The organism is Aeromicrobium sp. Leaf272 (assembly GCF_001422865.1).
Lineage (GTDB): Bacteria > Actinomycetota > Actinomycetes > Propionibacteriales > Nocardioidaceae > Aeromicrobium.
The window spans coordinates 32,846-49,941 of sequence record NZ_LMMY01000016.1 but is presented as its reverse complement, the minus strand read 5'-3'; the positions used below and the strand labels follow the sequence as shown (position 1 = coordinate 49,941).

General features: G+C 72.1%; 20 protein-coding genes. All 20 read right to left on the bottom strand.

Annotated elements, in window-relative coordinates:
• Positions 1-17 precede the first annotated feature (17 nt).
• The 20 genes from secF to ASF38_RS16390 all read right to left on the bottom strand — a co-directional run bounded on the left by secF (position 18) and on the right by ASF38_RS16390 (position 17,096).
• Positions 18-1,133, bottom strand: coding sequence for a protein translocase subunit SecF (gene secF, locus ASF38_RS16485; RefSeq protein WP_056577520.1), 1,116 nt, complete (start codon positions 1,131-1,133; stop codon positions 18-20).
• Positions 1,133-2,821 carry a protein translocase subunit SecD gene (gene secD, locus ASF38_RS16480; protein ID WP_056555058.1) on the bottom strand — a complete coding sequence of 563 codons (1,689 nt, stop codon included), beginning with the start codon at positions 2,819-2,821 and terminating at the stop codon, positions 1,133-1,135. Before secD ends, secF begins: the two co-directional genes overlap by 1 nt.
• Positions 2,821-3,114, bottom strand: coding sequence for a preprotein translocase subunit YajC (gene yajC, locus ASF38_RS16475; protein ID WP_055970484.1), 294 nt, complete (start codon positions 3,112-3,114; stop codon positions 2,821-2,823). Before yajC ends, secD begins: the two co-directional genes overlap by 1 nt.
• A gap of 135 nt (positions 3,115-3,249) precedes the next feature.
• A complete protein-coding gene (gene ruvB / locus ASF38_RS16470) occupies positions 3,250-4,332 on the bottom strand; it encodes a Holliday junction branch migration DNA helicase RuvB (protein WP_055970593.1) in 1,083 nt (360 codons plus the stop codon).
• A 5-nt stretch (positions 4,333-4,337) separates the two neighbouring features.
• Complete coding sequence (gene ruvA / locus ASF38_RS16465; protein ID WP_056555062.1) at positions 4,338-4,931, bottom strand: Holliday junction branch migration protein RuvA; 594 nt, start codon at positions 4,929-4,931, stop codon at positions 4,338-4,340.
• Positions 4,928-5,452: a crossover junction endodeoxyribonuclease RuvC gene (locus ASF38_RS16460; protein WP_056577518.1), complete on the bottom strand. Its 525-nt coding sequence runs from the start codon at positions 5,450-5,452 to the stop codon at positions 4,928-4,930. The genes ruvA and ASF38_RS16460 overlap by 4 nt, the downstream gene beginning before the upstream one ends.
• 107 nt (positions 5,453-5,559) lie before the next feature.
• Positions 5,560-6,315: a YebC/PmpR family DNA-binding transcriptional regulator gene (locus ASF38_RS16455; RefSeq protein WP_055970490.1), complete on the bottom strand. Its 756-nt coding sequence runs from the start codon at positions 6,313-6,315 to the stop codon at positions 5,560-5,562.
• Positions 6,316-6,356: 41 nt separating this feature from the next.
• Positions 6,357-6,980, bottom strand: a complete 624-nt coding sequence (pdxT, locus tag ASF38_RS16450; protein ID WP_056555068.1) for a pyridoxal 5'-phosphate synthase glutaminase subunit PdxT — start codon at positions 6,978-6,980, stop codon at positions 6,357-6,359.
• Positions 6,981-7,095: 115 nt separating this feature from the next.
• Positions 7,096-8,112, bottom strand: coding sequence for a signal peptidase I (locus ASF38_RS17715; protein WP_200914576.1), 1,017 nt, complete (start codon positions 8,110-8,112; stop codon positions 7,096-7,098).
• Positions 8,109-8,711 carry a TasA family protein gene (locus ASF38_RS16440; protein ID WP_056577515.1) on the bottom strand — a complete coding sequence of 201 codons (603 nt, stop codon included), beginning with the start codon at positions 8,709-8,711 and terminating at the stop codon, positions 8,109-8,111. The genes ASF38_RS17715 and ASF38_RS16440 overlap by 4 nt, the downstream gene beginning before the upstream one ends.
• A complete protein-coding gene (locus tag ASF38_RS16435) occupies positions 8,708-9,517 on the bottom strand; it encodes a hypothetical protein (protein WP_056577512.1) in 810 nt (269 codons plus the stop codon). Before ASF38_RS16435 ends, ASF38_RS16440 begins: the two co-directional genes overlap by 4 nt.
• Positions 9,514-10,095 carry a signal peptidase I gene (locus ASF38_RS16430; protein ID WP_056577510.1) on the bottom strand — a complete coding sequence of 194 codons (582 nt, stop codon included), beginning with the start codon at positions 10,093-10,095 and terminating at the stop codon, positions 9,514-9,516. The genes ASF38_RS16435 and ASF38_RS16430 overlap by 4 nt, the downstream gene beginning before the upstream one ends.
• Before the next feature lie 17 nt (positions 10,096-10,112).
• On the bottom strand, positions 10,113-10,658 hold the full coding sequence (locus ASF38_RS16425) for an alternate-type signal peptide domain-containing protein (protein WP_056577507.1): 546 nt from the start codon (positions 10,656-10,658) through the stop codon (positions 10,113-10,115).
• A 248-nt stretch (positions 10,659-10,906) separates the two neighbouring features.
• Complete coding sequence (locus tag ASF38_RS16420; RefSeq protein ID WP_056577505.1) at positions 10,907-11,929, bottom strand: signal peptidase I; 1,023 nt, start codon at positions 11,927-11,929, stop codon at positions 10,907-10,909.
• 5 nt (positions 11,930-11,934) lie between these two features.
• The gene (locus ASF38_RS16415; RefSeq protein ID WP_156366975.1) at positions 11,935-12,546 is read right to left on the bottom strand and encodes a SipW-dependent-type signal peptide-containing protein; all 612 of its coding nucleotides are present in this window, start codon (positions 12,544-12,546) and stop codon (positions 11,935-11,937) included.
• Positions 12,543-13,199, bottom strand: coding sequence for an LPXTG cell wall anchor domain-containing protein (locus ASF38_RS16410; protein ID WP_156366974.1), 657 nt, complete (start codon positions 13,197-13,199; stop codon positions 12,543-12,545). The genes ASF38_RS16415 and ASF38_RS16410 overlap by 4 nt, the downstream gene beginning before the upstream one ends.
• Positions 13,196-13,768 (bottom strand): signal peptidase I, encoded by a 573-nt coding sequence (locus tag ASF38_RS16405; RefSeq protein WP_200914575.1) that lies wholly within the window; start codon positions 13,766-13,768, stop codon positions 13,196-13,198. Before ASF38_RS16405 ends, ASF38_RS16410 begins: the two co-directional genes overlap by 4 nt.
• Before the next feature lie 23 nt (positions 13,769-13,791).
• The gene (locus tag ASF38_RS16400; protein ID WP_056577497.1) at positions 13,792-14,346 is read right to left on the bottom strand and encodes an alternate-type signal peptide domain-containing protein; all 555 of its coding nucleotides are present in this window, start codon (positions 14,344-14,346) and stop codon (positions 13,792-13,794) included.
• Between the two features lie 161 nt (positions 14,347-14,507).
• Positions 14,508-15,437, bottom strand: coding sequence for a pyridoxal 5'-phosphate synthase lyase subunit PdxS (gene pdxS, locus ASF38_RS16395; protein ID WP_055970511.1), 930 nt, complete (start codon positions 15,435-15,437; stop codon positions 14,508-14,510).
• A 9-nt stretch (positions 15,438-15,446) separates the two neighbouring features.
• Entirely contained in the window at positions 15,447-17,096 is a 1,650-nt protein-coding gene (locus ASF38_RS16390; protein WP_056577494.1) for an FAD-dependent oxidoreductase, read from the bottom strand.

The window sequence follows — 17,096 nt, the reverse complement described above, 5'->3', positions numbered from 1 at the left end:
CATGGTTGCCTGAGAGCTCAGGACCGACCCGCCCGGCCCTGGCCGCTGCCACCGCGCTTGCGCGACGACCGCGGACCTCGCGTCGGCTGGCGCCGACCTCCCGCCCCCGCCCCGGCCGCCACCGGCACCGCCTCGCCCGCGCTGGGCGTCGCGGCGTCCTTCTCGCGCCGGGCGAGCACGCGCCCGGTGTGGGCCGCGACCGCCGTGTCACGCTCGCGCAGCTGGACGGCGAGCGGTGTGGCGATGCAGATGGAGGAGTAGGTCCCGGCGGCCATGCCGATGAACAGCGCGAGGGCGAGGTCCTTCAGCGGCCCCTGCCCGAGCACGAACGTGCCGACGACGAGCAACGCCAGGACGGGCAGCAGCGCGGTGACGGACGTGTTCACCGAGCGCACGAGCGTCTGGTTGACGGCGAGGTTCGCCTGCTCGGCGTAGGTACGACGGGACGAGGCGAGCACGCCGTGCGTGTTCTCGCGCACCTTGTCGTACACGACCACGGTGTCGTACAACGAGTAGCCCAGGATCGTCAGGAAGCCGGTGACCGTGGCGGGCGTGACCTCGAAGCCGGACCAGGCGTACACGCCCGCGGTGATGAGCACGTCGTGGGCGAGCGCCACGAGCGCAGCGAGCGACATGCGCCAGTCGCGGAAGTAGGCGGCGATGAAGATGACGACGACCACCAGGAAGACGGCGAGGCCGGTGAGCGCCTTGGTGGCCACCTGCTTGCCCCACGAGGGCCCGATGAGGTTCTGGCTCACCTCCTGCGCGCCCGCGTCGGTCAGGGCCTTCTCGAGCACGGACGTCTCGTCCTGGCTGAGGGCACGGACGTCGATCCGGACGGTGTCCGAGCCGGAGGTCGTGACGATCGGGTCACCCGCGGCGGGGACGTTCGCGTCCTCGATCGCCTGGGCGAGGGCGTCGGCGGTGGCCGCGTCGGCCTTCTGCACCTTGGCGGTCAGCTCGACACCGCCCTTGAACTCGATGCCGAGGTTGAAGCCCTGCACGACGAAGCCGAGCGTGGAGGCGACGATGATGAGGACGGAGATCGAGTACCAGAGCCGACGACGTCCGACGAAGTCGACCGAGACCCGCCCGGTGTAGAGGTGCTGGCCGAAGCTGCTGATGCGTCCCATCAGGATCGTCCTCCCGTGGTGCTGCCGGGTGTCGGGGCTCGGTCCGGACGGCGGACCGGTCCGGTGCGGTCGACGGCCCGGTCCCCGATGCCGAGATGGGCCGCGTCGAAGCCGGAGAGCTTGTGGCCGCGACCGAAGAACGTGGTGCGCGCCAGGAGCGACATGAGCGGCTTGGTGAACAGGAACACCACGATCACGTCGATCACCGTGGTGAGACCCAGCGCGAAGGCGAACCCGCGCACGACGCCGATCGCGAAGATGAACAGGATCACCGCCGCCAGCAGCGAGACACCGTCCGCGGCCAGGATGGTGCGACGCGCGCGCTCCCAGCCGGACTCGACGGCCAGGCGCAGCGACTTGCCGTCGCGCACCTCGTCACGGATCCGTTCGAACAGGACGATGAACGAGTCCGCGGTGATGCCGATGGCCACGATGAGGCCCGCGATGCCGGGAAGGGTCAGCGTGAAGCCGAGCGACTTCCCGAGCAGCAGCACCATGGCGTAGGTGGACGCGCCGGCGACGAGCAGCGAGCCGATGGCCACGAGCCCGAGCGCGCGGTAGTAGAGCAGCAGGTACGCCATCACGAGCACGAGCCCGATGGCCCCGGCGACGATGCCGGCCTCCAGCTGGGAACCCGCGAGCGAGGGGCCCTCGACGGACACCCCGTTGACCTCGAAGGTGAGCGGCAGTGCCCCGTACTTCAGCTGGTTGGCCAGCGACTGCGACGTGGACTGCGTGAACCCGCCGGAGATCTGCGAGCTTCCGTTGGTGAAGTGGCCGTTGGTGGTCGGTGCGCTCAGCACCTCGCCGTCGAGCACGATCGCGAAGCGCGACGCGGCCTGGTTGCCGGCCTGCTCCTGCTGGTAGAGCGCGTCGGTGATGGCGTCGAAGGCCTCGGTCCCGGCCTTGCGCAGCTCGATCGCCACGACCCACTCGACGGAGCCCTGGGGCACCACGGCGTCCGCACTCTTGACCTGGGTGCCCTCGATGACGGTGGGGCTGAGGATCATCGTCTCGCCCGTGGACGGGTCGCACGAGACGATCGGCTCGTCCGGCACGTCGTCGACCGCGAGGTCGTCCTTCGTGCACCGGAACCCGGCCAGCTCGGTCTGCAGCGCCTCGGCGGCCGAGGCGTAGTCCTTCGGCAGCGAGTCCAGACCCTGGGTCTCCGCGGCGATGAGCTGGTCGAGCGAGAGCTTCGACCAGTCCGCCGCGCTCACGGTCTTGGCCGCCGCCGCGACCGCCTTCTGGTCCGGTGCCTGGGCCGCGCTCTGCCCCGACCCCCAGAGCAGACGGAAGCGCAGCTGGGCGGTGCGGCCCACCTCGTCGACGATGTTGCCCTTGCGCTGCCCCGGGATCTCGATGACGACCTGGTTGCCGCCCTGCGTGGAGACCTCGGCCTCGCTCACGCCCGTGGCGTTGACCCGCTGGTCGATGATGTCCCGAGCCTCCTGCAGCTTGGCCTGCGTGACGTCACCGGAGGACGCCTCGGCCTGCAGGGTGATCCGGGTGCCGCCCTGCAGGTCGAGCCCGAGCCTGGGCTTCCAGACCCCGCCGCCGTCCTTGAGGTCGAGCCCTGCCAGCAGTCCGAACAGGGCGAGCAGGAGGGCGAGGAACAGCAGCAGCGTGCGTCGCGGACGCGGGATGCCGGCAGTGCTCCTGCCGGGACGGGGCGCGGGTCTGGCCATCAGTCGGTCGGGCTCTCCGGTTCGGTGGTCGGGCTCGGGTCGACGACCTTCGCGACGGCCTGGCGGTTGACGGTGATCACCGTGTTCGGGGCGATGCGCAGCTCGGCCTCGGTGTCGCCCAGCGACACCAGCTCGCCGAAGATGCCGCTGGCGAGCATGACCCGGCGGCCCGGCTCGAGCGCGGTCTGGGTGGCGAGGTAGTCCTTCTGGCGAGCCCGCGCGGGGCGCATGACCAGGAGGTAGAAGATGACCAGCAGGAGGACGAGCGGGATGAAGCTGTAGACATCGGACACGAGATTGCTCCGTCGAAGGGAATGACGTCCGCACAGCGGACCTGGCACGGGGCCAGGGAGTAGTTTAGACATGCAACCAAGCCCGGCGGCCCTGTCCATGCTTCCACGGACGGCGCCCGGGTCGAGCAGGTGCCTCTAGACCGGGTCCGCGGCGTCGTCGAGCGGCAGCTGGTCGGTCCCGGCGGGCGCCGCCAGACCGAGGTGCCGCCAGGCAGCGGGCGTCGCGATGCGCCCGCGAGGCGTCCGCGCGAGGAAGCCCAGGCGCACGAGGAAGGGCTCGGCGAGCTCCTCGACGGTCTCGCGCTCCTCACCGACGGCGACCGCGAGCGTGCTGATGCCGACCGGTCCCCCGCCGAAGCTGGCGCACAGCGCCTGGAGCACCGCCCGGTCCAGACGGTCCAGACCGAGGTCGTCGACCTCGTACAGGGCGAGTGCGCTGCGGGCCTCGCCGTGCCCGACGGTGCCGTCACCGCGCACCTGGGCGTAGTCACGCACCCGCCTCAGCAGGCGGTTGGCGATGCGCGGGGTCCCACGCGAGCGGGACGCGATCTCGTGGGAGCCGTCGTCGGAGATCGTCAGGTCGAGCAGTCGCGCGGACCGCTCGACGATGCGCTTGAGCTCGGCCGACTCGTAGTAGTCCAGCTGGGCGGTGAAGCCGAACCGGTCGCGCAGGGGTCCGGGCAGCAGACCGGCCCGGGTGGTGGCCCCGACGACGGTGAAGGGCGGGATCTCCAGGGGGATGGCCGTGGCACCCGGGCCCTTGCCGACGATGACGTCGACCCGGAAGTCCTCCATGGCCATGTAGAGGAGCTCCTCGGCCGGGCGCGACATGCGGTGGATCTCGTCGATGAACAGGACGTCGCCCTCGTCGACACCGGAGAGGATCGCCGCGAGGTCGCCGGCGTGCTGGATCGCGGGCCCGCTGGTGAGCCGCAGGTGGGCGCCGAGCTGGTGGGCGATGATCATGGCGATCGTGGTCTTGCCCAGGCCGGGCGGTCCCGACAGCAGCACGTGGTCGGGTGTCCGCCCCCTCCCCTGGGCCGCCTCGAGCACGAGGGACAGCTGCTCGCGCACGCGCTCCTGGCCGACGAGCTCCTCGAGCGTGCGAGGACGCAGCGCCGCGTCGAACGCCCGGTCGTCGGGCGTGGCCTCGGCGAGGACCGCGTCGAGCCCGTCGACGTCGTAGGCGGATGCCTCGGGGTAGGAGTCGTCGTGCACGCCGCTCACGCCTTGGACAACGATCGGAGCGCGAGCCGCAGCAGCTGGCCGACGTCGGGCGAGTCGCCTGCGGCGTCGGAGACGGACTCGATGGCCTTCTCGGCGTCGCGGGTGGACCACCCGAGACCCTCGAGGGCCTGCAGGACCTGGGCACGCCAGGGCGCGGCGGAGGTTCCCGGCGCGGCGGACGTGGGGAGCACGGGACCGACCCGGTCCTTGAGCTCCACCACGATGCGTTCGGCGCCCTTGCGACCGATGCCCGGGACGGAGGTGAGCGCGGCGTGGTCGGACTCGGCGATGGCGCGTCGCAAGCGGTCCGGCGGGAGGACGGCGAGCATGGCCTGGGCCACCTTGGGACCGATCCCGCTGGCCGTCTGCACGAGCACGAACATGTCGCGCTCCTCGGTGTCGGCGAAGCCGTAGAGGGTGAGCGAGTCCTCGCGCACCACGAGCGACGTGGCCAGCTGCGCCTGCTCCCCGAGCCGCAGCCGCGCGATCGTGCCCGGCGTGCAGTAGACGTGGTGGCCGAGACCGCCGACGTCGATGACCGCGGAGTCGAGCGAGAGGGCGGCGACCTCGCCGCGCACGTGGGCGATCATCGGACGGACTCCTTCAGCTGGGCCTGCGCCTGCTGCAGGCGGTTCTGCGCTCCCCCGCGCCAGATCTGGCAGATGGCCAGGGCCAGCGCGTCGGTGGCGTCGACCGGCTTCGGGGCCTCGGCGAGCCGGAGCAGCCGGACCACCATGGCGGCCACCTGGGCCTTGTCGGCCCGACCGCTGCCGGTGACGGCGGCCTTGACCTCGCTGGGCGTGTGCAGGCGGACGTCGATGCCGTGCCGCGCGGCGACCAGCATGGCCACGCCGCTGGCCTGCGCGGTGCCCATGACGGTGCGCACGTTGTTCTGGCTGAACACCCGCTCGACCGCGACGACCGCCGGACGGTGCAGCCGGACCGCCTCCTCGAGCCCCTGCTCGAGCCGGTGCAGCCGCTTGGCCGTGTCGAGGTCGGCAGGGGTGCGCAGCACGTCGACGTGGACGAGGTGCAGCGGTCGACCGACCGAGCCCTCGACGACGCCGAGGCCGAGGCGGGTGAGCCCGGGATCGACCGCGAGCACACGCATGGGAGAACGCATGTTCGAACGATAACCCGCTCCCCCGACGCCCCACCGGACGCCACGCCGACCGACGCACCTCCCGCCGGCACTGACGTCCGACGCTCCTGGCCGACCTACTCCTCGTCGAGCGCGGCGAGCACCTCGTCGCTCATGTCGACGTTGGAGTAGACGTTCTGGACGTCGTCGAGGTCCTCGAGCGCGTCGACCAGCTTGATGACCTTCTTGGCGCCCTCGACGTCGACCGGCACCTCGACCGACGGGACGAAGGAGGCCTCCGCGGAGTCGTAGTCCAGACCGGCGTCCTGCAGCGCGGTGCGGACCGCGACCAGGTCGGACGCCTCGCTGATCACCTCGAACGCCTCGCCGTGGTCCTTGACCTCCTCGGCACCCGCGTCGAGCACCGCCAGGAGGATGTCGTCCTCGCCGGCGTCCTGGGCCGGCACCTGCACGACGCCCTTGCGGTGGAACATGTACGCCACCGAGCCCGGGTCGGCGAGGTTGCCACCGTTGCGGCTGACCGCCGTGCGGACCTCCATGGCGGCCCGGTTCTTGTTGTCGGTGAGGCACTCCACCAGGAGGGCGACGCCGCTCGGGCCGTACACCTCGTACGTGATCGTCGTGTAGTCGACGGCGTCCTCGCCGATGCCGCCGCCGCGCTTGACCGCACGGTCGATGTTGTCGTTGGGGACCGACGACTTCTTGGCCTTCTGGATCGCGTCGTACAGCGTCGGGTTGCCGTCGGGGTCGGGCCCGCCCTGACGTGCCGCCACCTCGATGTTCTTGATCAGCTTGGCGAACATCTTGCCGCGCTTGGCGTCGATCGCGGCCTTCTTGTGCTTGGTCGTCGCCCACTTGGAGTGGCCTGACATCCCGTGCCCCTTTCCGCGCCACCCCGGCGGGTGGCGGATCCCTACGTCGTCACGAGGTCCAGGAACAGGCGGTGCAGGCGCAGGTCGTCTCCCACCTCGGGGTGGAACGACGTCGCCAGCACCGAACCCTGCCGGACCGCCACGATCCTATCGGCAGCACGGTCCGTCGCGCCCGCCGCGGCACCCGGGCCGACCGGGACCGCGGCCAGCACCTCCACGCCCGGGCCCGCCTCCTCCACCCAGGGGGCGCGGATGAACACCGCGTGGACGGGGTCGTCGAAGGTCGTGAAGTCGACGTCGGCCTCGAAGGAGTCGACCTGCCGACCGAAGGCGTTGCGCCGCACCGTGACGTCGAGCCCGCCGAAGGTGGCCTGTCCCTCGGCACCGTCGACGAGCCGGTCGGCCAGCATGATCATCCCGGCGCACGTGCCGAACGTGGGCAGCCCGTCCGCGATCCGACGCCGGAACGCCTCGGCCACGCCGAAGACGTCGGCCAGCTTGATCATCGTGGTGGACTCCCCGCCGGGGATCACCAATCCGTCGACGCGGTCGAGCTCCTCCTCGCGACGCACCGTGACGGCCCGGACGCCCAGCGCCTCGAGGGCCTGCACGTGCTCGCGGACGTCCCCCTGCAGGGCGAAGACGCCGATGGTCGGTGAGATCACCGGGACAGCGTAGTGAGGTCACCCCGCCCGAGCCGGAGTGGCTCGGGACGGCCGCGGTCGCCGGCCTCCGTGCCCGGATCATCGCACGCCCCGGTCCCCCGCCAGGAGGACCGGCTCAGAGTCTCGTGCAGGGGGCGTTGTTGCCGTTCCCGGTGTAGCGGAAGGCGCCCGACGGGGCCGAGGTGCCGGCGGCATTGACCGACCGGACGGAGATCTGACCCGTGGCCCCACCGATGTTGAAGTTGGCGTTCGGCGTGAAGGACGTCGCCGTGGTGCTCGCCGTGCCGACGGGGTTGGTCCAGCTGACCGTGTAGGACGTCGCGCCCGCCACCGCGTTCCACGTGATGGTGATGTCGCCCCCGGACCGCGTGCAGGTGGCGATCGTCGGCGCGACCGGCGCCGCGGCCTGCCGCGCGAACGTCCCGCTGGTGAGCCTGGCGGTGTCGCTGTAGTAGGCCTGGGTGGTGGGTGTCGAGGGCAGGCCGACCGCGGCCAGGGTGGCCACGGCACCGACGGCCACGGCGGTCGCGCGGGCACCGGTGCGGCGGGGCGCGCCGGCCGCGTCCGTCCCGAGGAACCGACGACGGCCCGGTCGCGATCGATCGCCGCGCACCGCGACGAGCAGCACGATGCCGACGAGGAGGCCGCCGAGGAACGTGCCCGGGGTGCCGGACAGGAAGGCGGCGACGTAGCCGAGCTGAGGGACGTCCGCGACGATCCTCGGCGCCGACGACACGACGTACGGCGTCTCGTCCGGCGCGCCGTTGGCATCGCCCTTCAGCACGAGGATGGCCCGGTCCTGGGCATCGATGGTCAGGTTCTGGATGCGGTGGGTCACGTTCACCCCGGCCGGGGTCTGGACCGTCACGACGTCGCCGGTGGCGAGCTCGGATGCGGGCACCGTGCGGGCGATGCCGAGCGCCCCGGTCTCGATGGTCGGGGACATCGACCCCGACTGGAAGACGACCGGACGCACGTCGAACGCGACGGCGACCACGGCCAGCAGGAGGCAGAGCACTCCGGACAGGGCACCGACGGTCAGGGCGCCCTCACGGAGCCGCTCGACGAGGCGCTCCCGGGCGGTCGGCGGCTCCTCGATCCAGAGGAGCCGTGGCTGCGACTCCCCGGTCACGGGGCGCCGACCTGCTTTCCGGTGATGGTGAACGTCACCTTGGCGTTCTGGCCCTGCCCGCCGGTGGTGCCGCTCGGGAGCGTCGCGGTCACGCAGAACGACTCCGTGCCGGTGGCGGCCACGAGCGTGCGCAGCGTGCCGGCGGTGTTCGCGATGATCGTCGTCCCGGTCCCGATCCCACCCGTGAACACCTCCAGGCCACCGGTGCACGCAGTGCCCTGGTCGTTGACCGTGCCGCCCGCTCGCACCGAGTAGGTCAGCAGCGGGGCGAGCGCTCCAGTGGCCGTGGCAGAGGCGTGGTAGTTGGCCGTCAAGGTGCCCACGTTCTGGATCTGTGAGGAGGCCGCAACGCTCTGGCCCGGAGCCAGGTTGTCGGCCTTGAAGGCGTTGGAGAACCCGACCGGGTCGTCCTCGACGCCGTCGACCTGGATCTTGAGGCTGCCGGCCTGGAAGGTGCCGCCTGTGACGGTGGCGGTGTCCGTCCAGTAGGCGAGCGTCCCGACGGTGCCGAGGCCGAGGACGACGCCAAGGGTCATCACTGCTCGGCCGCGGGTGGAACGCAGGGGACGGGTGGCGCGGCGCGCGATCGAGCTGGTCATGGCGTGTCCTGTCGGGTGTGCGGGCGTGCGAGTCGAGTACGGGTGGAGAGTCCGGCGCCGAGACCGAGAGCGAGGGCGGCGGCCGCGAGGAGCCAGCTGGGGGTGAGGGATCCGGTGTCCGGCAGGAGTCCGCCGCGGTCCGACGTGGAGCCACCGTCGGAGCCGGCAACGCCGCCGGTGCCGGTGCCGGCACCCCCGTCGGTGCCGCCGTCCGCACCACCGTCGGTGCCTCCGTCGGTGCCTCCGTCGGACCCGTCCGGGTCGTCGGGCCCGTCGGGACCGTCGGGGTCCTCCTCCGAACCGCCCCCGATCTCCTGGGTCTGGGTGAGGACCACGTCGAAGCCGAGCGAGGCGGAGCGCAGCCGGGTGCCGTTCGGGGCGTCCTCGTCGAAGGTCACCTCGACCTCGACGGGCACGACCTGGGAGCCGGGCACGGGCGCGTCGACGAGCACGGTCGAGGGGCCGGGGCCAGTGATGGCCTCACCCTCGCGAGCGGGGGTGCGCACGACGACGCTGACCCATCCGTCGTCCAGGAGCGACTCCTGGCCGTCGGGGCGCAGCGTGACGTCGAGCCGGGCACCCTGCGGTGCGTTGTTGCGCACGAAGAAGGTGGCGGTCTCCACGTCACCCGGCACCCAGCGCATCGCCGGGTCGAAGAGTGGGGCGGTGATGTCGGGCGTCCAGGTGGCGCCGTCGAGGCTGAGGCTCAGCTCGTCGTCGGCGTGGGCGGCAGCCGGGGTGAGCAGCAGCGCTCCGGACGCGAGCGCGACGGCCGTCAGGCGACGTGCCGGGGGGTGGATCCTCACGCGAGGGTCTCCTGGTCCTGGGGGATGGTCGCGCCCGCGGCGCGTCGGGTGGCCCGACGCTCGCGCACCGCGGCGGTGGCGGCGTACCCGGCGTAGACGAGCAGGCCGAGGCCCACGACCGTCACCCCGCGCTGCCGCCAGGCGGCGTCGATCGCGGTGTTGAGCCGTCCGAGCTCCTGCACGCGGTACCAGAGGACGCCGCGCACCTGCTCGGCGCGCACCACCTCCGGGTCGCGAACCGCGTTCGCGTCGCCCTGGGTCCACAGCACCGGGGTGCCGTCGGGCTCGGTGGTGCGGGCGATCACGCGGTGGGTGGCGACGGTGGGGTCGCCGGACTCGAGCTGGAAGGTGACGACCTGACCGACGAGGATCTCCTCGAACGGTGCGGGGCGGCTCACCACGAGGGTGCCGGGTGGGAGGGTCGGCTCCATCGACGAGGTGAGCACCGTGTAGGGGGTGGCTCCCGCCATGCGCGGGACCACGACGACCACCGCGAGCACGGCGACCACCGCCGCGACGACCGCCCAGGCGAGGGCCTGGGAGAGTCGTCGGGCGGTGGTCGCCGCGCTGCGCGTCATGGTGGTGGGCCCGTCGATCAGGGAGCGACCGGCGCGGCGGGGGTGTCGCTGTGGACCTGCGTCGCGGTGACGACGTAGTCGGTCAGCGAGACGGACTCGCCTTGGGAGTCGTTGTCGACCGCGTCACCGTAGGGGAACGTGACGGTGACGGTGCTCGTGAGCACCTCGGGCGCGTCGTCCTCGGTGATCGAGGTGACCGTCTCGCCGTCGACCTCGAACGCCGTGCTGACCACGACGTCGTCCGCCAGGCCGCCCGACGTCACCGCGCCGACGGCGGCGAGGTCGGCCCGCAGGTGGTCGCCGGTCGCGTCGATGTCGAACGTGCAGGTCTTGGTGGCCACGTCGCCGGGCACCAGGAGGGTCGCGGTCTCGCCCGGGGCGTCCTCGTTCGCGTCGAGGATCCATGCCGAGCAGTCGGCCTCGCCGAGCGTCAGCGTGCCGGCCGTGAGCGTGCTGGCGCCCACGGTGGCCGAGTCGGACCAGAAGGCGAGGGTGGTGGCGCCGCCGGTGAGCAGGACGCCGGCGCCGACGGCCGCGAGGGCGGCCTTGGTGGACTTCTTCATGGGGATCCAATCGGGAGGAGAGGGTGGTCCGGGGTGGGCCGGACCGGGTCCCGACGACACCGGGACCCTCGAACCTCCCAACGACCCCGACGGACGAAGTCACGGTCGGCCCCCGCAGTGCGCACCAAGATCCCCCGAAGGAACTAGACCGGCATGGCCCGACCGGCCGGACGCGGCCAGTCGGATGGGCCATCGGTGCCATGCGGTCGTCCACCGCCGGTTCGCCGCGCAGGGATCGCGACGAGACCTCAGGTCCAGGCGCCGCAGGTGAAGCCGAGGCCGAGCAGCACGAAGGTCCCCGCGCGCGTCGAGGTGGCGGTCCAGCCCGAGCCCGGCAGGGTGGCCGTGACCTCGATGGTGAAGCTGGAACCGAGCAAGGACCCGAGGAGCCCACCGGTCACGGTGACCGAGCGCTCCGTCCCGCTGCTCGTGACGACGAGCGAGGTGCCGGTCTCCCGGATCACCGCCGTGTACGCGAGGCCGGGGGCCGCGGTCCAGGTCGTGGTGAGGCTCTTCGTCCCCACGACGGGGTTGCTGACGGTGCACGCGAGCGCTGCGGGCTTGGTGACCGCGAAGGAGGCGAGGGCGCCGGAGGTGACGGTCGCGCCGCGATCCTCGAAGGTGGCCGACGTCGGCGTGACGAGGGTGGGGACCACGTGCCCGAGCCCGAGACCCAGCAGCATCGCGGCGACCCCGGCTCCGACCCCGACCCCGACCCCGTGTGCTCGCGATCGGTCCTGACGCCGGTGCCGGCCACCGGGGTGGCGCCCGCGCCGAGGACGCCCGCGTACCGACCCCGCGCGACCGGCACCCAGGACGAGGAACAGGCACAGCCCCAGCCACGCTCCCGAGACGAATCGGCCCGACGGTGACGAGACGGCGTCCACGACGTGCCCGGCGGCCGGCACGGAGGTGACCACGCGTTCGACGCGGGTGACGGTGTAGGCCTCGGCATCGGGCGAGGCGTTGGCATCGCCGCGCAGGGTGAGGACCGCCGTCGTGGTGTCCACAGGGTCGATCTCGACGACCCGGTGGGTGACGCGCACGCCGGCGGCGTTGACCACGCTCACGACGTCGCCCACCCCGATGGCCCGCGCCGGCACCGACTCGGCGAGGGCGAGGTCGCCCGCGGCGATCTGCGGTCCCATCGAGCCCGAGGTGAAGATCATGGGGGTGAGGCCGAGGACGTGGATCGTCGCGGCCCAGGCCAGGCAGAGCCCGCCCAGACCGGCACCCGACCAGAGGACGGTCTGACGCAGCCGCTCGAGCACGACGATCAGCCCAGCTGCGTGGCGTCGAAGACGAAGGAGGCGGTCGCCGATGCCCCCTGTGCGGCGTTCGCGGTGCCGCTCGGCAGCTCGACGCGCAGGCAGATGTTCTCGCTCATCGTGGCGCTGGACAGCGTGCGTGGGGAGGCGATCACGTCGCTCGCGGTGCCGGTGAGCGTCACCCCTGTCACCAGGGGCGTGCCGCCGCACGTGTTGGTCCGCAGGCCCGAGGAGCTCGCCGTGCCGGCCGATCCCGCCGAGACGGTCCACCTCAGGTAGGGGGCGAGCGCGCCGGACGCGGTCGCCTTGGCCGTGTAGGTGAAGCCGACGGTGCTCGCGGCCCGCTGGACCGGGACCGTCACCGCCACGCTCTCCCCCGGGACCATGTCGGTCAGCGCGAGGCTCGGCGACGTCGTCGTCCCGCCCGCTCCGGCGAGGTTGCCTGCGACGAGCAGGTCGAGCGATCCCGTCTGGATCGTGCCGGCATCCAGGACCGCATCGTCGGTCCAGAACGCCATGGTGTTGACCGAGCCGAGACCGACCACCAGACCCATGGCCAGCAGCGCCCTCACCCATCCACGACGACCTCGGCTGCGACGTCGACCCGCATGCCTGCTCATGACCACACCTCACGATCCACGCGGAGGCGCGAGGCGAGCAGGACGCCGACGAGCGCAAGGCCAAGGCCACCGAGGACGATCCAGCGCGGCGTGGCGGAGCCCGTGTCCGGAAGATCCCCCACCGTTTCGCCGGCCGACGGACTAGCACCGTCCAGGTCGTCGCCGGGCTCGCCCGCGGCGGCGTCGGCGAGCCTCACGCGGAAGGCGATCGCCAGGCGCCCGACCTGTGACTGGTTCGTCGACGCCTCGTCGAAGGTCGCGTTCACGTCGACGCGCACCGCCGCACCCTGCTCGATCGTCTTCTCGGTGAGGCGGGTCGAGGTGACCTCGTTGCGCAGGTCGACCCACGCACCCTCCGCCGCCCGCGCACGCAGGTGGATGTCGTCGTCGGCCAGCAGCTCGTCGGAGTCGAGGCTGCGCACCTCGATGGTGATCGCGGACCCGCTGGGCCCCTGGTTGCGGACGAAGAAGCTGCTCGTCCGCGTGTCGCCAGGGACCCACCGCAGGCCGGGGTCGAACAGTGGCTCGTCGAGGTTCGACGACCAGGACGTGCCGTCCCGGCTGATGCCGATCTCGTCGGCCGCGTGCGCACCGACAGGGGCGAGCAGCGTCACCGCCACGACCGTCGCGGGCAGCAGGCATCCATGCCTCATCGCGCTGATCCCTCCTTCTCCTGGTCGTCGTCGCTCGTCCTGCTTCCCGGACCGCCGCGCCAGGCGGGCGCCGCCGCGACGAACATCCGGCCCGCGTAGAGCAGGAGCCCGGCCGCGACCAGCTGGACCGCTGCCTTCCGGTGGAACCCGTCGAGCAGGGAGTGGGCTCTGCCGAGGTGCGGCACCGCGTACCAGAGCCGCCCCCGCACCTGCTCCGGCTGGACCGGCGCTGCATCGACCACGTCGTTCGCATCGCCCTGGGTGGTGAGCACCGCCGTCCCGTCGGTCCTGACCCCGGAGCCGACCACACGATGGGTCACGACCGTCGGGTCGCCGGACCGCAGCTGGTAGGTGATCACGTCCCCCACCGAGACGTCGCCCATCTCGACGGGTCGGACCACCACCAACGTGCCCGACGGGAGCGCCGGCGACATGGACCCGGTGAGCACCGCGTAGGGGGTCGCGCCGGCCAGCCGCGGCACGAGCACCGCAGCAGACAGCGAGCCCGTGGCGGCCAGGATCACGACCCAGGCCAGGGCCTTGACGACGACCTGCCACCCGCGAGACACGACAATCCGCGATCAGCGACCGGTCACGGGTTCGGGTCGTTCTGCTCCACGGAGACCGCGATGGCGTTCAGCGTCGCAGCGACCTCCTGGGAGTCGTTGATGTTGATCGGCGCCACGTCGTCCTCGGCGGTGCCGTAGGGGAACTCCACCGAGATGGTCGCGGTGACCAGACCGTCGTCGTCCTCCGTGATGGCAGCGGGCAACGCGTCGCCGAGAGCGTCCTCGTACGTCGCGGTCACCGTGGCGGTCAGCGGGGTCACGCCGGCGAAGGTCGCCGTGGCCGGGACGGTCAGGTCGGCGTTCAGGTTGTCGCCGGTGGCCACGATCTCGAACGTGCACTCCTTGGAGATCACGTCGCCCGGGACGACCGGGCCGACCGTGCCGGTGGCGCCTGCGCTGCCGGTCGCGTAGACCCAGTCGGCGTCGCAGGTCGGGCTCTCGAGCTTGAGCTCGCCCGATGTCACGCTGCCGCCGGGCAGGTCGACGGAGTCGCTCCAGTACGCCAGCGTCCCGGCGCCACCCAGGAGCAGGACGGCGGCCGCACCCGCGGCCAGCGCACCCTTGATCGAGTTCTTCATCGCGTGCTCCCATGTCTCGAGGCGCGGCGCTCCCTACGCCGGCACGAGGGACGAGCCCTCACCTCGAGCATGCGACGTGAGATCTGCGTCACATGGGCATACGGGAAAAGTAGGAGACAAATCCCAAAGACCGGGGCGGCACCCCCCGCCGCCGGGTGCGGCTACCAGCCGCGCTCGGCGAGGCGGTGCGGCTCGGGGATCTCGTCGACGTTGATGCCGACCATGGCCTCGCCCAGGCCGCGCGAGACCTTGGCGACGACGTCGGGGTCGTCGTAGAACGTGGTGGCCTTGACGATCGCCTCGGCGCGCTGGGCCGGGTTCCCGGACTTGAAGATGCCCGAGCCCACGAACACGCCCTCCGAGCCCAGCTGCATGACGAGCGCGGCGTCGGCCGGGGTCGCGATGCCGCCGGCGGTGAAGAGGGTGACGGGCAGCTTGCCCAGCTCCGCGACCTCCTTGACCAGCTCGTACGGCGCCTGGAGCTCCTTGGCGGCCACGAACAGCTCGTCCTCGCGCAGCGACTGCAGGCGACGGATCTCGCCGGTGATCGTGCGGATGTGCGTGACGGCGTTCGACACGTCGCCCGTGCCCGCCTCGCCCTTGGAGCGGATGAAGGCCGCACCCTCGGTGAGCCGACGCAGCGCCTCGCCCAGGTTGGTGGCACCGCACACGAACGGGACGTTGAACGCCCACTTGTCGATGTGGTTCGCGTAGTCCGACGGCGTGAGGACCTCGGACTCGTCGATGTAGTCGACACCCAGGCTCTGCAGCACCTGCGCCTCGGCGAAGTGTCCGATGCGGGCCTTGGCCATGACCGGGATCGAGACCGCCGACACGATGCCGTCGATCAGGTCCGGGTCGCTCATGCGCGCCACGCCGCCCTGGGCCCGGATGTCGGCCGGGACGCGCTCGAGGGCCATGACGGCCACGGCGCCGGCGTCCTCGGCGATGCGCGCCTGCTCGGCGTCGACGACGTCCATGATGACGCCGCCCTTCAGCATCTCGGCCATGCCGCGCTTGACGCGCGCGGTACCGGTCGACTGGGGGCTGGTGCCGTCGGGGGACGTGGAGGGGGTCTGCTCGTTGCTCACCCCTCGAGTCTATCGGCCGCCCCTGGCGGCCTCGACGACGTCCACCATCCGGCGCCGGTCCACCACCTTGCGACGTGGACGTCCTGCCCTGCGCCCCGCCTCGCGCTCGTGCGCGTCGAGCAGCAGCCAGCCCTCGCGGTCGAGGACACCGGCCGTCGCCCGCAACGGCTCCGGCCGGTCGACGGCCTCGATCCGTCCCTGCGCCACGTCGGAGAGCAGGTGGTTGACGGTCTCGAGCGAGCACGACTTGTTGGTGCCGATGAAGCCGGACGGACCGCGCTTGGCCCAGCCGACGACGTAGGTGCGCGGAAGCACGTCACCGCCCGGCACGTCGAGCACGCGTCCGCCGACGTTCGGGATGCGATGGGTCACCGGGTCGAACGGCACCCCCGGGACCGGAGCGGACCGGTACCCCACGGAGCGGAGCACCGCCCGAGTGGGGATCACGTCGTGGTCGCCGGTCGGCACCGCTGCGACCACGCCGTCGGGTCCCGTCACGAGACTCGTGCGCGTGACCTCGAGCCCGGTGACGGACCCGTCCCCCAGCACCGCCACCGGTGCGACGAGGAAGCGCAGGACGACGTGCCGTCGAGCCGGGTCGGCCTCGGCGACCGTCCCCTCCCGCAGGAGGCGGCTCTTGACGTCGTCCCCGTCCAGCAGCTCGCGCTGCGGCACGACGACGTCGAGGTCGGGGTGGTGCAGCAGCCCGACGAGCTCGGGGACGGTGAAGGCCGCCTGGGCCGGACCACGTCGCGCCAGCACCTCCACCACCCTCACCCTGCTGACGCGCAGGGCGTCGAGGGCGTGGTCGGCGATGTCGGTGCTCGCGAGCGACTCCGGATCGCTCAGCAGCACCCGCGAGACGTCGAGCGCCACGTTGCCGTTGCCGACCACCACGATGCGGTCCCCCGACAGGTCCAGCGGTGCCTCCACGCGGTCGGGGTGCCCGTTGTACCAGGCCACCACGTCCGTGGCGGTCGCGTTGCCGGGCAGGTCCTCCCCCGGCACGTCGAGCCGCCGGTCCACGGCCGCGCCCGTCGCGTAGACCACGGCGTCATGGGTGGCGAGCAGCTGGTCGTGCGTGACGTCGGTCCCGACCTCGACCCCGAGCTCGTACGCGAAGCCGGGGTGGGACTCGATCTTCTCGAACAGTCGCCCGATGTCCTTCGTGTGCTGGTGGTCGGGTGCGACGCCGGCCCGGACGAGTCCGTGCGGGGTCGGCAGCCGGTCGAGGACGCGAACCCGCACCTGACGCTGCTTGAGCAGCTCGTCGGCCGCGTACAGCGCGGCCGGACCGGCACCGACGACGGCCACGCTCAAGCGTCGCGACCCGTCGATGCGCACGACCGGCGGAACCGGCGCCTGCGCCGGACGGGTCGGCGACTCGAGCCCGTTGCCGACGTCGGAGTCGGCGTGGAAGAGCGCGTTCAGCTCGACGAACACGCGCTCGTCGGCCGTGAGCCGCGACTCCGGCTTGATCGCCCCCACCGGGCATGCCTTCACGCAGGCTCCGCAGTCGACGCAGGCCTGAGGATCGATGTAGACCATCTCGGCCGTCGCGAAGTCCGGCTCGTCGGGCGTGGGGTGGATGCAGTTGACGGGGCACGCGAAGGCGCAGGCCGCGTCACCGCAGCACGGCTGCGTGACGACGTGGGTCAC

What these genes read in the sequence shown, in the direction of transcription:
- secF (WP_056577520.1), bottom strand. Translation starts at nt 1,133, where the DNA reads ATGGGACGCATCAGCAGCTTCGGCCAGCACCTCTACACCGGGCGGGTC.
- secD (WP_056555058.1), bottom strand. Translation starts at nt 2,821, where the DNA reads ATGGCCAGACCCGCGCCCCGTCCCGGCAGGAGCACTGCCGGCATCCCG.
- ruvA (WP_056555062.1), bottom strand. Translation starts at nt 4,931, where the DNA reads ATGATCGCCCACGTGCGCGGCGAGGTCGCCGCCCTCTCGCTCGACTCC.
- ASF38_RS16460 (WP_056577518.1), bottom strand. Translation starts at nt 5,452, where the DNA reads ATGCGTGTGCTCGCGGTCGATCCCGGGCTCACCCGCCTCGGCCTCGGC.
- ASF38_RS16455 (WP_055970490.1), bottom strand. Translation starts at nt 6,315, where the DNA reads ATGTCAGGCCACTCCAAGTGGGCGACGACCAAGCACAAGAAGGCCGCG.
- ASF38_RS16440 (WP_056577515.1), bottom strand. Translation starts at nt 8,711, where the DNA reads ATGACCAGCTCGATCGCGCGCCGCGCCACCCGTCCCCTGCGTTCCACC.
- ASF38_RS16430 (WP_056577510.1), bottom strand. Translation starts at nt 10,095, where the DNA reads ATGACGCGCAGCGCGGCGACCACCGCCCGACGACTCTCCCAGGCCCTC.
- ASF38_RS16425 (WP_056577507.1), bottom strand. Translation starts at nt 10,658, where the DNA reads ATGAAGAAGTCCACCAAGGCCGCCCTCGCGGCCGTCGGCGCCGGCGTC.
- ASF38_RS16415 (WP_156366975.1), bottom strand. Translation starts at nt 12,546, where the DNA reads ATGAGCAGGCATGCGGGTCGACGTCGCAGCCGAGGTCGTCGTGGATGG.
- ASF38_RS16410 (WP_156366974.1), bottom strand. Translation starts at nt 13,199, where the DNA reads ATGAGGCATGGATGCCTGCTGCCCGCGACGGTCGTGGCGGTGACGCTG.
- ASF38_RS16400 (WP_056577497.1), bottom strand. Translation starts at nt 14,346, where the DNA reads ATGAAGAACTCGATCAAGGGTGCGCTGGCCGCGGGTGCGGCCGCCGTC.